The following is a 16,981-nucleotide window of genomic DNA, read 5'->3' as shown; positions in this document are numbered from 1 at the left end:
AGACGCGCGGATCCGCCGGCCGGATCGCCGCCTGATCCTTAATTCTTCCGGCCGGCGGGACCGTGCGGGGATCGGCCCGGGAGGGGCGGGCTCACAGGGCCGCGTCGACCTCCTTGGCGACGCGTTCGCCGGAGCGGACGGCGCCGTCCATGTAGCCCGTCCAGAAGCCGGACGTCTCGGTGCCCGCCCAGTGGATCGGGCCGCACGGCTCCCGCAGCGCCGGGCCGAAGGCGGTGAGCGCGCCGGGCGGGGCCACGCCGACGGGGCCGCCGCCGCTCCACGTCTCGTTGTCCCAGCGCTGGAAGGCGGTCAGCTCCGGGTTCGCGGCCTTGTCGCCGAACAGCTTGGTGAACGAGTCGAGCCCCGCCGCCCGGACGTCCGCGGCGGGCGCGCCGTCCAGCCTCCTGATGTTGGCCTGGTTCATGAAGCCCATCAGGATGCCCCGCGACCCGTCCGGCGGGCTGTTGTCGAACGTCGCGTCGATGGCGCCGCCGTCGGCCACGGCCTGCCCGGTCAGCCCGTCCGCCCGCCAGAACGGGGTGTCGTAGACGGCGACGAACTTGGCGACCGACCCCATCGGGTAGCGCTGCATGAGCTGCGCCCGGCTCGCCGGCAGCGCCGGCGAGAAGTCGATCCTCCCGGCGATCGCCGGGGACATCGCCACCACGACCCGCCTCGCCGACACCGTGATCCCGTCGGCGGTGACCGTGGCGCCGCCCGCCTCCGCGACGATCGACCGGACCGGCGCGTCGTAGTGGACGATGCCGCCGAGCCGCGCCGCCAGCCGGACCGGCACCTCCTGCGAGCCGCCGACGAACCGCGACTCCTGCGCCCCGCCCCTCGTGTTGATCAGCCGGTCGATCGTCCCCGGATTCGTCTCGTTGCCCGCCGAGGCCGCGTAGTTCAGCAGGTAGAGCAGCGAGACCTCCTGCGACCGCATCGACAGGGTGGAGGAGGCGAACGCGTCCATCAGGAACCGCGCGCCGCCGCTCAGCGAGTTGGACCGCGACCAGGTGTGGAAGGTCTGCGCGTCCCACTCCTCGGCCTTGGCCGCCCTCCACGGCTCGCCGACCGGCACCTCCTTGACCATGCCGCCGAGCTTCAGCAGCGCCAGCTCCAGGTCGACCACGCCCCAGTCCGGCGGGACGGCGCCGAGCAGGCCGTCGGTCGCGTACAGCGACCGCTTGCCGTCCCGGTAGTAGACGTTCTTGCCCTCGTTGTAGGTGGCGTAGGTGTCGACGCCCATGTCCTTCGCGAGCGCGGCGATGCGGTCCTGCGTCGGGCCGACGAACTCGGCGCCGCCCTCGTTGGTGGTGCCGTCGCCGAGCGGCATCCCGTAGACGCGGCCGCCGGGGCGGTCCCGCGCCTCCAGCACGACCACGGACCGGCCCGCGGCGACGAGGTCGCGGGCGGCGGTGAGGCCCGAGAGCCCGGCGCCGACGATCACCACGTCCGCGGTGAGGGGCGCGGTCCGGGCGGCGGCGGAGGGGGCCGAGGCCGCGGAGACGACGGCTCCCGCGGCGGTGAGAGCGCCTGTGCCCAGCAGTCTTCTGCGGCTCACTCGGGTCAAGGGAATCACTCCTGGGGAAGTCCTGGGGGAACGGACGTTCGGGGGACGGAGCACACGCCGGGTCACGCTAGGCCGACCCTCGACCGAAAGTCGAGGGTTATTCATGTTCGTGACCGCGTTGAGACGGCCCCCGCCGCGATGACCTAGAGTCCTGGCCATGGGGGAGACTCACTACGCGCGGCGCCGCCGGCTCGCCGCGCTCGTCGCCGACCGGGGCGCCGACGCCCTGCTGGTGACCCGCCTGGTCAACATCCGGTACCTGACCGGCCTGGACAGCTCGCGGGCCGCGCTGCTCGTCCCGGCCGAAGGGCCCGCCGTGCTCGCCACCGACGGCCGCTACTCCGGGATGGCCGCGCAGGTCTGCCCGGAACTTCCCGTCGTCGTCGACCGGCAGGTGGGCGAGGCGCTGGTGAAGCGGGCGGCCGAGGACGGCCGCGGCCGGCTCGGCTTCGAGGCCCACGACCTGACCGTCGAGCACCACACCGCCCTCCTCGACGCCGCCCGGCCGGGCGGCGCCGCGGGCGAACTGGTCCCGCTCGGCCGCCTCGTCGAGGAACTGCGCATGGTGAAGGACGAGGAGGAGATCGGCCTGCTGCGCGAGGCGTGCGCCGTCACCGACCGCGCGTTCGAGGCCGTCCTGCCCGAGATCCGCGCCGGGGTCACCGAGCGCGCCGTCGCGATCGCCCTCGAACGGGCCATGGTGGACCAGGGCGCCGAGGGCCCCGCCTTCGAGTCGATCATCGCGTCCGGCCCCAACGGAGCCGTCCCGCACCACCACCCGGGCGGCCGCGAGCTCCAGCGCGGCGACCTCGTCACCATGGACTTCGGCGCCCTCTACGGCGGCTACCACGCCGACATGACCCGCACCGTCGCGATCGGCGAGCCCGCGGCCTGGCAGCGGGACCTCTACGACCTCGTCCACCGCGCCCAGGCGGCCGCGCTGGCCGCCGCGCTGCCCGGCGCCGACACCAAGGACGTGGACGCCGCCGCCCGCGGCGTCATCGCGGACGCCGGGCACGGCGAGGCGTTCACCCACGGCCTCGGGCACGGCGTCGGCCTGGAGATCCACGAAGCGCCGCTCATGGGGTACGACAAGACCGGTAAACTGACGGATCGGGTTCCGATCACCGCGGAGCCGGGGGTCTACCTCACGGGCCGGGGCGGGGTCCGCATCGAGGACACGCTGGTGGTCCGCGCGGGCGGGCCGGAGCTCCTCACCACAACGACCAAGGACCTGCTCGTCCTGTAGGACGCGCGGGTCGCGACCGGGAGAACAACGCAGTGGCGACGACGAACGACCTGAAGAACGGCATGACGCTGAACATCGACGGCCAGCTGTGGACCGTCCAGGAGTTCCAGCACGTCAAGCCAGGCAAGGGCGGCGCGTTCGTCCGCACCAAGCTCAAGAACGTGCTGTCGGGCAAGGTCGTCGACAGGACCTTCAACGCCGGCACCAAGGTCGAGGTGGCCAGCGTCGACAAGCGCGAGATGCAGTACCTCTACCGCGAGGGCGAGGACTTCGTCTTCATGGACACCGAGACCTACGACCAGCCGCACATCCCGGCGGGCGTCGTCGGCGACGCCGCGAACTACCTGCTCCCCGAGCAGAACGCCGTGATCGCCTTCAACAACGAGAACCCGCTGTACGTCGAGCTGCCCGCCGCCGTCGTGCTGGAGATCACCGAGACCGAGCCGGGCCTGCAGGGCGACCGCTCCACCGGCGGCAGCAAGCCCGCCACCCTGGAGACCGGCGCGCAGATCCAGGTCCCGCTGTTCATCACCACCGGCGAGAAGGTCAAGGTCGACACCCGCTCCGGCGAGTACCTCGGCCGCGCCTGACATGGCCGCCCGCACCAAGGCCAGGAAACTCGCCCTGGACATCCTGTTCGCCGCGGAGCTCCGGGAGGAGCAGCCGACGGCGGTGCTGGCCGCCCGCGGCCGTCCGAACCAGGACGAGCTCGCCGAGTACCCGCACGCCGTCCGGCTGATCGAGGGCGTCCAGGAGAACCGGGAGCGCATCGACGAGCTGATCGCCACCTACGCGACCGGCTGGACCCTCGAACGCATGCCCGCCGTCGACCGCAACATCCTGCGCATGGGCGCGTTCGAACTCCTGTGGGTCGACGACGTCCCCGACGGCGTCGCGGTGAGCGAGGCGGTCGGCCTGGCCACCGAACTCTCCACCGACGAGTCCCCCCGCTTCGTCAACGGCCTCCTCTCCCGCCTACAACAACTGAAGCCTTCGCTCACGCTTTAATTGCTTTTTTCTCCTCCTTCGGGCCTGGCGGCCCTCCATCGTCGATAAAAGCGGGCGATCGCTGGCATCGCTTCGGCTCGCCCAGGGGCTCGCTGCGCGATCAGGTTCCCGCTTCGCTTGAACCTGCCTTCGGACGCGATCGCGGCCCCCAGGCTGTCGCGTGGTCGCGGTGCCGGCTGAGGTTCGGGGCTGGAGGGCCCTTCGTCGTCTGGTACTGCAATAAGCTCTTCTTGATGACGAACGTTAGGGGAGCGGCCGCGTCCGGCCGGCAACAGAAGCGGGTGCGGGGTAGCAGCCGGGTGCGCAATGCGGTCCTTTGGGACGCTCTGCGCGAGGTCCTCGACCGCATCACTCCCGAGGCCGGCCTGAGCGACGTCGTGGACGTGGGCGGCGGGACCGGGGGGTTCGCCGTGCCGCTCGCGGAGCTGGGGCACCGGGTCACCGTGGTCGACGCCAATCCGGACGCGCTGGCCGCGCTGGAGCGCCGGGCGGCCGAGTCCGGGGTGCGGGTGCGCGCGGTGCAGGGCGACGCCGTCGACCTGCCCGATCTGCTCGGCCCGGACGCCGCCGACCTCGTGCTGTGCCACAGCGTCCTTGAGTACGTCGACGATCCGGGTGCGGCGATGGCGGCGCTGACCGGCGCCGTCCGCCCAGGCGGTTCGGTCAGCGTGCTGGCGGCGGGTCAGATCGCGGCCGCGCTGCACCGCGCGGTGTCGGGGCATTTCGACGACGCGCGGCGGGTGCTGACGGACCCGTCCGGGCGCTGGGGCGAGGGCGACCGGATGCCCCGCCGGTTCACCCGCGAGACGCTGTCGGCGCTGGTGAGCGGCGCCGGGCTGCGGGTCGCCGAGCTGCACGGCGTCCGGATCTTCGCCGACCTGGTGCCGAGCGGCCTGCTGGACGGCGACGCCGGCTCCGCGGACGCGCTGATCGCACTGGAGGCGGTCGCGGCCGTCCACCCCGTCCTGCGGGACCTCGCCACCCAGCTGCACCTGGTGGCGGACAAACCGGTCGGCTAGCACCGTGAGCCGCAAGCAGCAGCTGCATCGGCCGGGGCCGCAGCCGGGTCCGCCGGCCGACGACACCGGCTGCGCCGTCCTGCACGTCGACATGGACGCCTTCTTCGTGAGCGTCGAGCTGCTGGAGCGGCCCGAGCTGCGCGGGCGTCCCGTCGTCGTGGGCGGGGCGGGGCCCCGGGGCGTGGTGTCCGCGGCCTCCTACGAGGCCCGCGGGTTCGGCGTGCACTCGGCGATGCCGATGACGCGGGCGCGGCGGCTGTGCCCGCAGGCCGTCGTGCTGCCGGCGAGCCACGGCAAGTACGGCCGCGTGTCGGCCGCCGTCTTCGAGATCTTCCGCTCCGTCACGCCGCTGGTCGAGGGCCTGTCGCTGGACGAGGCCTTCCTGGACGTGGCGGGCGCCCGGCGGCGGCTGGGCCGTCCCGCCGTGATCGCGCAGCTGATCCGCGACCAGGTGCGCGACCAGCAGGGCATCACCTGCTCGGTCGGCGTCGCGAACACCAAGTTCGTCGCGAAGCTGGCCTCGACGCGGTGCAAGCCCGACGGGCTGCTCGTGGTGCCGGCCGACGGCGTCGTCGACTTCCTGCATCCGCTGCCCGTCGCGTCCCTGTGGGGCGTCGGCGAGCGGACGGAGCAGGCGCTGACCCGCCTCGGGCTGCGCACCGTCGGGCAGCTCGCCCAGGTGCCCCTCGCGACGCTGCAGCGCGAACTCGGCAACGCGCTCGGCAGGCACCTGCACGAGCTGGCGTGGGGGCGCGACCCGCGGGAGGTCGTCCCGCACACGCCCGACAAGAGCATCGGCGCCGAGGAGACCTTCGACACCGACGTCGACGATCCGGAGGTCATCCGGCGGGAGCTGCTGCGCCTGGCGGAGAGGGTCGGCGCGCGGCTGCGCGAGAGCGGGAACGCCGGTCGGACGGTCAGCGTCAAACTGCGGATGGCCGACTTCAAGACGATCACGCGGGCGCGCACCCTGGCCGAGCCCACCGATCTGGCTCGTGTGATCTATGTCACAGCCCGCGAGCTCTACGAGGCGTCGGGCCTGGAACGGGTACGACTCCGTTTGGTCGGGGTGCGGGTCGAGAACCTGGGCCCCGCCGGCGAGGCCCCCCGTCAGCTCGCCCTCGACGAACCGGACAGCGGCTGGCGTGAGGCCGAGCGAGCCATGGATCAGGTCGCGCACCGGTTCGGGCGCGGCGCGGTGCGACCCGCCGCGCTGGTCCGGCGTGCGGCGGAGGGTGACGCAGGGGACGGCAGGGACGGAAGACAATGAAAGAAGGCTGTGAGGTGACCGGCACCGGGCCCTCGGCGGGCCGTTCGCTTTCGTACGCTCGAGAGTGCTCGTATTCTGGGCATATCACCGTTGACGTTCGCGTCCCGCATCGGATACTCCGTCGCGGAGCTGTCGCTGGGAGGTGCCGTGCCGCTCTCTGAGCACGAGCAGCGCATGCTCGAACAGATCGAATCGGCGTTGTACGCCGAGGATCCGAAGTTCGCTCACGCGGTTCGCTCGACCAACCCCCAGGTCCACTACAAGCGCCGGATCGTCAAGGCGGCCCTCGGCTTCGCGGTGGGCGTGTGCGCACTGATGGCCGGCCTCGTGATCAACGCGGGCACGGTCACGATCGCCATCAGCGTGACGGGCTTCCTGCTGATGGTCGTGTGCTGCGTCTGGGCGCTGACGAGTTGGAAGCGGATGACGGGCATCGGCAACGAGCCCGCGCGCGGAGGCGGTCGCCAGGCGCGTCCCGCCAAGGCGGGCTTCATGGAGCGCATGGAGGAACGCTGGCGCCGCCGCACCGAGGGTGACTGAGCGACGTCCTGAGCGGAAGACGGCGCTCAGTCCCGTTTCGGGGTCTGAGGGCCGTCCCCCCAGAGTGGCTCGGTTCTGACGAGACGGATCGTCCCGGTCTGACGCGGTTCCCCGCGAGGCCGGGACCGTCGTGTGTCCGGGGTGGGCCTACCTGCGGCGGAGCCGGGACGGCAGGTCGTTCAGGCGGGCGGTGACGTCGAGGGCGCGGTCTCCGGCGGTGCGGAGCGTGGAGCGGGTCTGCGCCACCGTCGACGGGGGGAGCAGCCGGGCGCGCCACCGCGTGGGGCGCCCCACGGACGCGGCGAACGCCTCCCGGACGGTCCGCACGTCGGCGCGCAGCCGCTCGGCGGGTTCGAAGGAGCGGGTCCGCGAGTAGCGCGCCAGCTCCTCGGCGCGGGCGATCCGGGTGAGGGCCTGCACGCTCGGCGCGTCCATCTCCAGCAGTTCGCCGAGCCGCCGGGCGGCGGCGCGGGGGGAGTCGCTGGCCCGCCATTCCAGACCGTGGTCGAGCGCGTCCGCGCGCATCTCCTGCCAGGCGGCGTGCGCCGCCCAGGCCGGATCGGGCGTCCGCGGGCCCTCCGCGCGTTCCCCCGGACCGGGGCTTCGCCGCCGCGTGGGCTCCCTCTTCCCGGCCTGATCGGGGTCGGGCGCCGGCGCCGGTTTCGGCTTCCCGGCGGAGGAGGAGGCCAGGGCCGCCCAGCGGCGCCAGCGAGTGAAGATCCGCAGCGCCATCGGCGCGGCCAGCAGCAGGAGCACCAGCAGGGCGCCGGCGATCCACCGCGCGGCGGTGAACCCGCCGTCGTCGCTCTTCCGGGCGCCGGTCGCTCCGTCCGCGCCCTCGTCGTTGCGGTGCCGGGGGCCGGTGGGCGCGGCGGTGGCGCCCGCGTCCGGGGACGAGGAGTCCGGCGCCCGGGTGCCCTGGTCGTCCGGCCCGCCGCCGGTGCTGACCGCGGGCTGGCTGTACGCGGGGGCGAGGGCGGTGCCCTGCCCGGCGGCGCCGCTCGGCGTGGGCTCGAAGCGCACCCATCCCGAGCCCTCGAAGTACAGCTCGGGCCAGGCGTGCGCGTCGCGCGACCGCACCACCCACTCGCCGGGCCTGACCTCGCTGCCGGGCGTGTAGCCCATCGCGACCCGCGACGGGATCCCGAGGATCCGCGCCATCAGCGCCATCGCGGCGGCGAACTGCTCGCAGTAGCCCCGCTTGCTGTGCAGCAGGAAGTCGACGAGGTCGCTGCCGTGCTGCGGCGCGGGCGCGGAGAGGTCGTAGGTGAACCCGCCGGACATGGTGAACCAGCGCTGCAGCCGGACGGCCTGGGTGAGCGCGGTCGCCGACCCGGAGGTGACGTCCGCGGCGAGCTTCCTGACCTGCGGCGGGACGTTCTTGGGCACCGCCGTGTAGTGGGCGACGACCTCGGGCGGGTAGGGCCCCGCGGCGGCGAGCTGCCCGGCGGTCGGCTGCGGCAGCAGGCTCCTGACGGTGTAGGAGCGCCCGCCCGCCGAGTCGCGCAGCGAGTAGATCATCAGCGACGGGCCGTGCACTCGCCAGTCGCCCTTGATCGACACCTTGGCCGGGGCGTACGGCACCGGAAGGAACGTCATGTTCCTGACCTCGGGCCGCACCCGCACCTCGGTCGTCACCTCGCGCGTGGGGGCGACGGTCAGCCCCGGCGGGGCGGGGAGGGCGCGGTCGCCGGTCAGCCGGTCCTTGGCGGAGCTCTTCAGCGGACTGTAGGTCCACCGGTCGCCGTCGAACCGGTCGAGGGCGTAGAGGCGCAGGTAGCCGGGACTCTCCGGGGCGTCGCTGCGGTAGGTCAACACGGTCGAGTCGTCCAGCCGGGTCAGCTCCCGCTTCAGGCTGACCAGCGGGTCGGGCGTGGTCACGGTCTGCGTGCCGGAACCGGAACCGCCGCCCACGCCGAACACGCCGCGCGGGTGCAGGCCCGGGATCGCCGCCGGCAGCAGCACGGCGACGGCGACCGCGCCGGCCGCGATCCGGCGGCCGCTGGCCGCCAGCGCCGAGGCGTCGGGCCGGTCGGCGCCGCCGGCCGGCGGCGACTGCGCACCCGCCAGCGGCACCTCCCGCGGGCGGCGGCGCGTCGTCACCGTCCGGCCCCACCCGCCGACCTGCTCGCGGGCGTCGGCCATGAGCAGGGCGAGGTAGCCGAACGCGCCGACGCCGAAGGCCACCCAGCCCACGCCGTCCTCGCGGATCGCCGCGGGCACGCTGTACATGGCCAGCAGCGGCAGCCCGGCCGGCGCGGCGCGCCGCAGCCGCACCGCCAGCAGGTCCACCAGGACCGCGACCAGGCCGATGCCCGCCGCGGCCAGCATCGCGATGCCCGGGACGAGCGGGACGGGCGCCGCGTACCGGTTGGCCGCGCGCCAGCCCTCGTCCGCCAGCTCGCCGAGCCGCCGCATCGACTCCGGGGACGGGACGACCCCGAGCCACGCCTCGCCGCCGGCGAACGCGAGGTCGAGGTACAGCAGCAGCGCCGCCAGCCCGAACAGCGGGCAGACCGCGGCGGGCGCGCGCAGCCGCCGCGCCAGCAGGCCGCCGCCGGACACGACCAGCACCGCGCCGAATCCCGCCCAGAACCAGCTCGCCTTCTCGAACAGCGGGTACAGCCCGAGCGAGCCGGTGAGCGTCGCCAGCCCGGCCATCACCGTCATCCGGACCCTCATGCGCCGCCCTTGCTCCCGTGGATGCCCTCGGTCATGCGCGCCCTTGCTCATGCGCCGCCCCTGACACGAAATCCTCGCCCGCCTTGCCCGCGCGCGCCCACGTTCCGGCGAGCTCCGCCGCGGACCGGACGGTCACCACCCGCCAGCCGCCCGCGCGCAGCAGCCCCGCGGCCGTCCCGCCGTCCCGCGGCGTGCCGTCCTCGGGGCCGCCCCGCAGGAGGACCGCGACGCAGGTGCCGGTGCCGCGCCGGGCGGCGGAGACCGCGCGGGCCTCCTCGTCCGACAGCACGCCGAACACGCCGACGACCAGGCCGTCGCCCTCCCGGCCCGCGCGGTGCCCGTGCAGTGCGGCCAGTCCCGCCGTCAGCGAGCCGCCCTTGGACCGGCGGGCGACGGCGAGCGCGTCGAGCAGCAGCCCCTCGAACGCGCCCTCGGAAGGTCCGGCGGGCAGCGCCTCCCCGCCGTCGTCGACGTACCGCAGGCTCATCCCCGTCCGGACGAGGTGGACGCCGATCGACGCGGTCGCCGAGACGGCCTGCTCGAAGGAGCCGGCCGGCCCGTCGCCCCAGTGCGCGGAGCGGCGGGTGTCCAGGAACAGCGTGCCGCTGCTCTGGAAGTGCTGCTCCTCACGCCGCACCATCAGTTCCCCGTGCCGGGCGGTGGACCGCCAGTGCACGCGGCGCAGGTCGTCGCCGTGCCGGTACTCGCGGGGGGCCACGTCGTCCTCGCCCGCCGCGGAGACCGCGCGGGCGACGCTGTCGCCGCCGCCCGTCCACGCCCCCGACAACCGGCTCGGCGGCAGCGGCACGATCGACGGCGTCACCGTGAGCGTGTCGGACAGGCTGAACGAGCGGACCAGCTCCACCATCCCGAACGGGTCGGCGAGCCGGACGGTCAGCGGCCCCACCCGGAAGCGCCCGCGCACGTCCGAGCGGATCCGGTAGCCGAGCTCACGGAACGCGTGCGGCTCGATGCGCTCCAGCACGAACCGGGCGCGCCCGCCGAGCGCGTAGGGGACCCGGTCCTCCACCATCAGCAGGCCGCTCGGCAGCCGCGACACGTTCTCCAGCCGCAGGTCGACGCGGGACTCGTGGCCGACCGGCAGCCGCGCCGGCTCCAGCCGCCGCGCGCACGCCAGCCGGTACCGCGTCCGCGCCACCGCGATCGTGCACAGCAGGGGCAGCGCCAGCACGAGCACGCCGGCGCGCAGCAGGTCGCGCTCTCCGAGCGCCACCGCGCAGACGATCGCGGTCGCCCCGGCGGCCACGAACGACCGCCCGCGCGTGGTGAGGCCGGCCAGCGCCCGTCGCACCCGTCACCTGCCGGGGGAGGGCACCGGCAGCCGCTTCACCAGGTCGGCCACCACCTGCTCGGGACGGCGGCGCTCGACCTGCGCCTCGGCGGTCGGCAGCAGCCGGTGCGCGAGGACGGGGACGGCGAGGTCCTGGATGTCGTCGGGGACGACGTAGTCGCGGTCGTCGAGCGCGGCGTAGGCCCGCGCGGCCCGCACCAGCTGCAGGGTCGCCCGCGGGGACGCGCCGAGCCGCAGCTCGGGGTGCCTGCGGGTGGCGGAGACGAGGTCGATCGCGTACTGCCGCACCGCCGGCGCGACGTGCTGGGCCCGCACCACCTCGATGAGGTCGCGGACGTCGGCGGCGTGGGCGACCGGGGTGAGCCGGTCGAGCGGGGACGTCTCGCCGTGCGTCTCCAGCATCTCCAGTTCGGCGGCGGGGTCGGGGTAGCCCATCGAGATGCGGGCGGTGAACCGGTCGCGCTGCGCCTCGGGGAGCGGATAGGTCCCCTCCATCTCCACCGGGTTCTGGGTGGAGATCACCATGAACGGCGGTTCCAGCGTGTAGGTGGTGCCGTCGACCGTGACCTGGCGCTCCTCCATGCACTCCAGCAGCGCGGACTGCGTCTTCGGGGACGCCCGGTTGATCTCGTCGCCGACCACGATGTTGGCGAACACCGGGCCCGGCTTGAACTCGAACTCGCGCCGTTCCTGGTTGTAGGCGCTGACGCCGGTGATGTCGCTCGGGAGCAGGTCGGGCGTGAACTGCACGCGCCGCACCGAGCAGTCGACCGAGCGCGCGAGAGCCTTGGCGAGCATCGTCTTGCCGACCCCGGGCACGTCCTCGATGAGCAGGTGGCCCTCCGCCAGCAGGACCGTCAGCGCGAGCCGCACCGCCGAGGGCTTGCCCTCGATCACCGACTCCACGGCGTCGCGGATCTTGTTCGCGACATGGGCGAGCCCGTCGAGGCCGCCTCCCGGGCCGCGGCCCGCGTCGCGCCCGCCCGCGTCGCCGCCGACGCCGTCACGGCCGCCGCGCCGGGCGGGGTGGGATGCCGGTGGGTCGGTCTCCATGAACGACTCGCCGTGCGTGCCTACTGCCACCAAACCCTCCTCAGCCGTTCCAAACGACAGTACGTCTTTGGAACGCCCACCGCGATGTTCATGTGGAACGCGAGCCAATTGTGCTCCACAGGGGCGACGACAAACGACGCGCGCAACGCACCACTTCACTCCACCCCCGTCCCACGGGACCTCGCCGGGCCCCGTGCGGGGGCGTTCCCGGCCGGCTTGTGCCGATGCGGCGCGCTGAGGGGCGCCGCTGGGCCCCACTCCACACCACCCCTGTTGACCTGCGATTTCGTCGCGGAAAACGGCGCGTGGACGGTGTTTTTCTTGTTGACGGTGGGGAAGAGTGGAGTAGAGTGGGGCGCCGTGGGGGGCGGTAGCGCCCCATGCGGCGCGGGAGGTGGGGCCCGGTGTTTCTCGGCACCCACTCGCCGCGCCTCGACGACAAGGGACGACTGTTCCTGCCGGCGAAGTACCGCGAGGAGCTGTCGGGGGGATTGGTGATCACGAAGGGCCAGGAACGCTGCCTGTACGTCTTCCCCATGGCGGAGTTCCAGCGGATAACCGAGGCTCTGCGCGCTGCGCCGGTCACCGAGAAGGCGGTCCGGAGCTACAGCCGGGTCTTCTTCGCCAGCGCCTCCGACGAGGTCCCCGACAAGCAGGGCCGCGTCACGATTCCCCCGCCGCTGCGCAGGTACGCGGGGCTCACCCGCGACTGCACGGTCATCGGGGCCAACACGCGTCTGGAGATCTGGGACACCCAGGCATGGGAGACCTACCTGGAGCAGGAGGAGCAGACCTTCTCCGACGTCTCGGAGGAGGTGTTGCCAGGGATTCTCTGAGATACGACTCGTCGGTCCGTTGACCGGCACTGGCCCACGTTCGGCCAGGTCTCCAGCCGCTCTCCAGTCAGCTGGCGCAGCTTCCCCGGTGCCAGACGGCGACCCCCCGCGGGCAACGCGGTGATCTTCCTCCAGGGCAGCGGATGGGGACCTGGCCGGGCGAGGCCGCCGCCGGGGGCGCGGGACGGTCCGGTCCGGCGATGCCACACAGTCCGCGAGCGAGGTGGCAGTACAGGGGGTGGAGCATGGACGGCGCAGCGAACGAAGCAGGGAACGGCGCGGGGAACGACACCGCGAACGGCGCGGGGCAGGGCCGCGGGCCCGCAAGCGGCCACATCCCGGTCATGCTCGACCGCGTCCTCGAACTCCTCGTCCCCGCGGCCGAGGCGGTCGCCGGCCGCGCGCCCGTGTACCTCGACGCCACGCTCGGCATGGGCGGTCACGCCGAGGCGATGCTGCGGGCCGTCCCGGCGCTTCGCCTGATCGGCCTCGACCGCGACACCACGGCGCTGGAGCGCTCCGCGCGCAGGCTCGCCCCGTTCGGCGACCGCGTGACGCTGGAGCACGCCGTCTACGACGAGATCCCTTCGGTGCTGCGCCGCCTCGGCGTCCCGGCGGTCGACGCCGTCCTGTTCGACCTCGGCGTGTCCTCCCCGCAACTCGACGAGGCCGACCGCGGCTTCGCCTACTCCTACGACGCGCCCCTCGACATGCGGATGGACCGCACCCAGAGCCTCACCGCGGCCGAGGTCGTCAACGGCTACCCGCCCGCCGAGCTCGCCCGCATCCTGCGCGTGTACGGCGAGGAGCGGTTCGCCCAGCGCATCGCCGCCGCGATCGTCCGGGAGCGCGAGCGCGCCCCGCTGGACTCCACCCGGCGCCTCGCCGACCTGGTGCGCACCTCCATCCCCGCCGCCACCCGCCGCACCGGCGGCAACCCGGCCAAGCGCACCTTCCAGGCGCTGCGCATCGAGGTGAACGGCGAGCTCGACACCTGGCGCCGGGCGCTGCCCGCCGCCCTGGGCGCGCTCCCGGTCGGCGGCCGGGTCGTCGTGCTGTCCTACCACTCCCTCGAAGACCGCATCACCAAGCAGGTCCTCGCCGCCCAGGCGGCCGACACCACCCCGCCGGACCTGCCGGTCCCGCTGCCCGAGCACGAGCCGAGGTTCCGGCTCCTGACGCGCGGGGCCGAGGTGGCGTCCGACGAGGAGAACACGACCAACCCACGGGCAGGATCGGTGCGGATGCGCGCCGCGGAGCGCGTCCGGGAGGCGACATGACCACGACGAGCAGGCGGCCGCCGACCAGGGCGCCGAAGAAGAGGGCCCCGGAGCGCCCGGAAGGCGCGGCCCCGCCGAGGACCGCGCCGCCGAAGAGCCGGCCCGCCGAGACCGCGCCCGCCAAGTCGGCCCCTGCCAAGTCGGCCCCTGCCAAGGCGGCCCCTGCCAAGGCGGCGCCCGCCCAGACGCGGACGAAGGCCGCGCCGGCCAAGAGCACGAAGGCCGCGAAGAGCACCGGCGACTCCACCGGAGGCGCGAAAAGCGCCGCGGCGTCGCGGCGCACCGGGCAGGGCGCGCCGCGCGCCCCGTTCGTCCTGCTCATCGTCGGGCTGCTCGGCGGCGCGCTGGTCAGCCTGCTGCTGCTGAACACCGTCCTGGCCAAGGACGCGTTCACGCTGACGCGGCTCCAGCAGAGCAACAAGCAGCTCGAACAGCAGCGCCAGGCCTACGAGGAGGGGATCGCCCGCGAGGGGGCCCCGCAGCAGCTGTCGAAGAAGGCCGAGGGGCTCGGCATGAAGCAGGGCAAGGACCCGGCCTTCTTCTCCACCGAGCCCGGCCGCTCCGGCGGCGCCATCCGCCCCGTTCCGCCCTCGGCCGCGGCGTCGGCCGGCGCGGCGGGCGTCCTCGGCGTGCCCGGCACCGTGATCCCCGGCGACGGGGTCCCGCCTCCGGGCGCCCGGACCGGCGGCGCCGGCGCGGGTGCCCGGAACGGTCAGGGCGCGGGCACGCGGAACGGGAACGGCGCGGGCGCCCGGACCGGTGCGGGAACACAGACCGGGCACGGGGCGCCGTGAACGGGCGCGGGCACTGCGGGGAGCGGGTGGAACGGTGACGAAGGGCCCGGGACGCGGTCCCGCCGGGCCGCCCCCCGGCCGCAGGCGCGGCTCGGACGGGCGCGGTCCCCGGGGCGCGGCCGGGCGGGACGACAGGAGCGGCCCGGGCGCGGCGCGCGCGTCCGGGCGTCAGACGGGGGCACGCCGCGTCCCCCCCGCGGGACGGGCGGACGGCGCGGGACGGACGGGCGCCAAGGGCGGCGGCGCCCGCCGTCCCGCGCGCAGCGGCATGGTCCCCACCCCCCGCAAGGACGCCCCGGGCAAGGACACGGCGTCGAAGGACACGGCGCGAAAGAGCACCGCTCGCAAGGACACCGCTCGCAAGGACACCGCGCGTAAAGAGAAGAAGGAGAAGCCGAGCGGGCGGACGGGCGGCGCGGCGACGGCCACCAAGCGCTCCACCCGGAAGAAGGCGCCCGCCAGGGGCACGGCCACCGAGGCCCGCACGGCCCGCGACGCCCAGGGCGCGCCGAAGACGGACGGCGCGGGCCCTCGCGTCCCGCGCCCCGGCGGCGGTTCCGGACGGCGCCCGCCGCCCGGCCGTCCCCCGCGGTCCCGGGTCCCCTTCCACCGGCGCGACCCGCTCAAGCGGCTCAACGTCGGGCTGCTCGTCGTCGCGTTCGTGCTGTCGCTGTTCGCCGGGCGGCTCGTCCAGCTCCAGACGATCGACTCGGGGCAGTACACCGAGCAGGCGATGCTGCAGCGGATGCGGGAGCTGAAGCTGCCCGCCGTGCGGGGCGACATCACCGACGCGCAGGGCAACCCGCTCGCCATGACGGTGGAGGCCCGCGCGATCTTCGCGGACCCCTCGCTCATCAAGGCGGACAAGCGGCAGCCGATCGTCAACGCGCTCGCCCCGACGCTCGGGCTGAACCCGGCGACGCTGCTGAAGCAGATCAGCAAGCCCGAGACGAGGTTCGTGTACCTCGCGCACGGGGTCCGTCCCGACCAGGCGCGCCTGGTCAGCTCGTGGAACTTCCTCGGCATCGGCACTTTGCCGGAATACCGCCGGGAATACCCCAACGATTCGCTGGCCGCGAGCGTCATAGGTTTCGTGAACGACACGGGGAGCGGGGCCGCCGGCCTGGAGAGCTCGCTGAACGGCGTGCTCGCCGGCAAGGAGGGCTGGCAGCGGGTCGAGATCAGCCCCGAGGGCCAGCACATCCCCATGGGCGAGGACCAGAAGCGCCCGTCGGTGCCCGGCAGCGGGGTCCGCTTGACGCTGCAGCGCGACCTGCAGTTCAAGGCGCAGCAGGCGATCGAGCAGCAGGTCAAGGCGACCGGGGCCAAGAGCGGCACCGTGATCGTCATGGACCCGCGCACCGGCCGGCTGCTCGCGATGGCGTCCGCGCCGGGGTTCGACCCGAACGACTACGCCGACTCCGACCGGTCCCGCTGGGGCAGCCCCCTGGTGCAGGACGCCTACGAGCCGGGCAGCACCGGCAAGGTCGTCACCGCCGCGGCCGTCATGGAGCACGGCGGCGTCACCCCGCAGACGCCCTACACCGTCCCCGACAAGATCAAGAAGTACGACGTGGTGTTCCACGACTCGCACGGCCACCGGCCCGAGCGGCTCACGTTCGCCGGCGTGCTCGCCAAGTCGAGCAACGTCGGCACGATCATGGCCAGCGAGAGCATCGGCCCGCAGCAGCTCTACCAGACGCTGCGCGACTTCGGGTTCGGCAGCCGTACCGGCCTGCCGCTGCCCGGGGAGACGGCGGGCCTGCTGGAGCCGCCGGCCAAGTGGTCGGGCACCGACCGGTACCCGATCGCGTTCGGGCAGACGGTCTCGGTGAACGCGGTGCAGATGGCGAGCGTGTACTCGACGATCGCCAACGGCGGCGTCCGCGTCGCGCCGAACCTGGTCGCGGGCACCGTCGGGGAGCACGACAGGTTCACCCCGGCGCCCGCGCCGGAGCGCAGGCAGGTCATCAGCGCGAAGACGGCCCGGCAGATCAGCGACATGCTGGAGGGCGTCACGACGAAGGAGGGCACCGCCCCGAAGGCCCAGATCAAGGGTTACCGCGTCGCGGGCAAGACCGGCACCGCCGAGATCGTCAATCCGCGCTGCGGCTGCTACGACGGCGGCGGCTACACCGCCTCGTTCGCCGGGTTCGCGCCCGCGGACGACCCGCGCCTGGTGGTGCAGGTCGTCCTGCAGGATCCGAGGAGCGGGAGCCACTATGGTGGCGATGCGGCGGCGCCGGTCTTCAAGGACGTGATGAGCTTCGCGCTTCAGTCCGAGAAGATCCCGCCGACGGGGAGCAGGCCGCCGATCATCGAGATCCGCGCCCGCGACTGATCGCAGCGAGTACCCTCCTCGCCTGTG

14 protein-coding genes are annotated in these 16,981 nt (G+C 74.0%); 10 read left to right on the top strand and 4 right to left on the bottom strand.

Features of this window, described 5'->3' with window-relative positions; genetic code table 11:
* Positions 1 to 91: 91 nt before the first annotated feature.
* On the bottom strand, positions 92 to 1,561 hold the full coding sequence (locus tag ACQEU6_RS14470; protein WP_499332257.1) for a flavin monoamine oxidase family protein: 1,470 nt from the start codon (positions 1,559 to 1,561) through the stop codon (positions 92 to 94).
* A 166-nt stretch (positions 1,562 to 1,727) separates the two neighbouring features.
* Here ACQEU6_RS14470 and ACQEU6_RS14465 point away from each other — a divergent pair, with 166 nt between their 5' ends.
* The 6 genes from ACQEU6_RS14465 (at position 1,728) to ACQEU6_RS14440 (ending at position 6,656) form a co-directional block, all read left to right on the top strand.
* Entirely contained in the window at positions 1,728 to 2,819 is a 1,092-nt protein-coding gene (locus ACQEU6_RS14465; protein WP_499332256.1) for a M24 family metallopeptidase, read from the top strand.
* Positions 2,820 to 2,851: 32 nt separating this feature from the next.
* Positions 2,852 to 3,409, top strand: coding sequence for an elongation factor P (gene efp / locus ACQEU6_RS14460; protein WP_499332254.1), 558 nt, complete (start codon positions 2,852 to 2,854; stop codon positions 3,407 to 3,409).
* Between the two features lies 1 nt (position 3,410).
* The gene (gene nusB, locus ACQEU6_RS14455; protein WP_499332252.1) at positions 3,411 to 3,827 is read left to right on the top strand and encodes a transcription antitermination factor NusB; all 417 of its coding nucleotides are present in this window, start codon (positions 3,411 to 3,413) and stop codon (positions 3,825 to 3,827) included.
* A 233-nt stretch (positions 3,828 to 4,060) separates the two neighbouring features.
* The gene (locus tag ACQEU6_RS14450) at positions 4,061 to 4,846 is read left to right on the top strand and encodes a methyltransferase domain-containing protein (RefSeq protein ID WP_499332250.1); all 786 of its coding nucleotides are present in this window, start codon (positions 4,061 to 4,063) and stop codon (positions 4,844 to 4,846) included.
* 4 nt (positions 4,847 to 4,850) lie between these two features.
* Positions 4,851 to 6,116 (top strand): DNA polymerase IV, encoded by a 1,266-nt coding sequence (locus tag ACQEU6_RS14445; protein WP_499332249.1) that lies wholly within the window; start codon positions 4,851 to 4,853, stop codon positions 6,114 to 6,116.
* Between the two features lie 147 nt (positions 6,117 to 6,263).
* The gene (locus ACQEU6_RS14440; protein ID WP_499332246.1) at positions 6,264 to 6,656 is read left to right on the top strand and encodes an SCO2097 family morphological protein; all 393 of its coding nucleotides are present in this window, start codon (positions 6,264 to 6,266) and stop codon (positions 6,654 to 6,656) included.
* A 147-nt stretch (positions 6,657 to 6,803) separates the two neighbouring features.
* On the opposite strand, the gene ACQEU6_RS14435 is transcribed toward ACQEU6_RS14440, so the two are convergent.
* Genes ACQEU6_RS14435 through ACQEU6_RS14425 form a run of 3 tightly spaced genes read right to left on the bottom strand, consistent with a single transcriptional unit; the run spans position 6,804 to position 11,703 of the window.
* A complete protein-coding gene (locus ACQEU6_RS14435; RefSeq protein WP_499332245.1) occupies positions 6,804 to 9,338 on the bottom strand; it encodes a transglutaminase TgpA family protein in 2,535 nt (844 codons plus the stop codon).
* A gap of 31 nt (positions 9,339 to 9,369) precedes the next feature.
* On the bottom strand, positions 9,370 to 10,650 hold the full coding sequence (locus ACQEU6_RS14430; RefSeq protein WP_499332243.1) for a DUF58 domain-containing protein: 1,281 nt from the start codon (positions 10,648 to 10,650) through the stop codon (positions 9,370 to 9,372).
* A 3-nt stretch (positions 10,651 to 10,653) separates the two neighbouring features.
* Positions 10,654 to 11,703, bottom strand: coding sequence for an AAA family ATPase (locus tag ACQEU6_RS14425; protein ID WP_499340194.1), 1,050 nt, complete (start codon positions 11,701 to 11,703; stop codon positions 10,654 to 10,656).
* Positions 11,704 to 12,107: 404 nt separating this feature from the next.
* On the opposite strand from ACQEU6_RS14425, the gene mraZ reads away from it, so the two are divergent.
* The 4 genes from mraZ to ACQEU6_RS14405 all read left to right on the top strand — a co-directional run bounded on the left by mraZ (position 12,108) and on the right by ACQEU6_RS14405 (position 16,954).
* On the top strand, positions 12,108 to 12,539 hold the full coding sequence (gene mraZ / locus ACQEU6_RS14420; RefSeq protein WP_499332240.1) for a division/cell wall cluster transcriptional repressor MraZ: 432 nt from the start codon (positions 12,108 to 12,110) through the stop codon (positions 12,537 to 12,539).
* Between the two features lie 245 nt (positions 12,540 to 12,784).
* Positions 12,785 to 13,819 (top strand): 16S rRNA (cytosine(1402)-N(4))-methyltransferase RsmH, encoded by a 1,035-nt coding sequence (gene rsmH, locus ACQEU6_RS14415; protein WP_499332238.1) that lies wholly within the window; start codon positions 12,785 to 12,787, stop codon positions 13,817 to 13,819.
* Positions 13,816 to 14,613 carry a cell division protein FtsL gene (gene ftsL, locus ACQEU6_RS14410; protein ID WP_499332236.1) on the top strand — a complete coding sequence of 266 codons (798 nt, stop codon included), beginning with the start codon at positions 13,816 to 13,818 and terminating at the stop codon, positions 14,611 to 14,613. Before rsmH ends, ftsL begins: the two co-directional genes overlap by 4 nt.
* A gap of 34 nt (positions 14,614 to 14,647) precedes the next feature.
* Entirely contained in the window at positions 14,648 to 16,954 is a 2,307-nt protein-coding gene (locus tag ACQEU6_RS14405; RefSeq protein ID WP_499332234.1) for a penicillin-binding transpeptidase domain-containing protein, read from the top strand.
* The last annotated feature ends 27 nt before the right edge of the window (positions 16,955 to 16,981 follow it).

Source organism: Spirillospora sp. CA-108201 (assembly GCF_050936235.1).
GTDB lineage: Bacteria > Actinomycetota > Actinomycetes > Streptosporangiales > Streptosporangiaceae > Spirillospora.
This window is presented reverse-complemented; position numbering and strand designations above follow the sequence as displayed.

Excerpts from the sequence above, each read along its gene's own strand:
- ACQEU6_RS14435 (WP_499332245.1), bottom strand. The coding sequence starts at position 9,338 with ATGAGGGTCCGGATGACGGTGATGGCCGGGCTGGCGACGCTCACCGGC.
- ACQEU6_RS14425 (WP_499340194.1), bottom strand. The coding sequence starts at position 11,703 with ATGGAGACCGACCCACCGGCATCCCACCCCGCCCGGCGCGGCGGCCGT.
- rsmH (WP_499332238.1), top strand. The coding sequence starts at position 12,785 with ATGGACGGCGCAGCGAACGAAGCAGGGAACGGCGCGGGGAACGACACC.
- nusB (WP_499332252.1), top strand. The coding sequence starts at position 3,411 with ATGGCCGCCCGCACCAAGGCCAGGAAACTCGCCCTGGACATCCTGTTC.
- ftsL (WP_499332236.1), top strand. The coding sequence starts at position 13,816 with ATGACCACGACGAGCAGGCGGCCGCCGACCAGGGCGCCGAAGAAGAGG.
- ACQEU6_RS14450 (WP_499332250.1), top strand. The coding sequence starts at position 4,061 with ATGACGAACGTTAGGGGAGCGGCCGCGTCCGGCCGGCAACAGAAGCGG.
- ACQEU6_RS14465 (WP_499332256.1), top strand. The coding sequence starts at position 1,728 with ATGGGGGAGACTCACTACGCGCGGCGCCGCCGGCTCGCCGCGCTCGTC.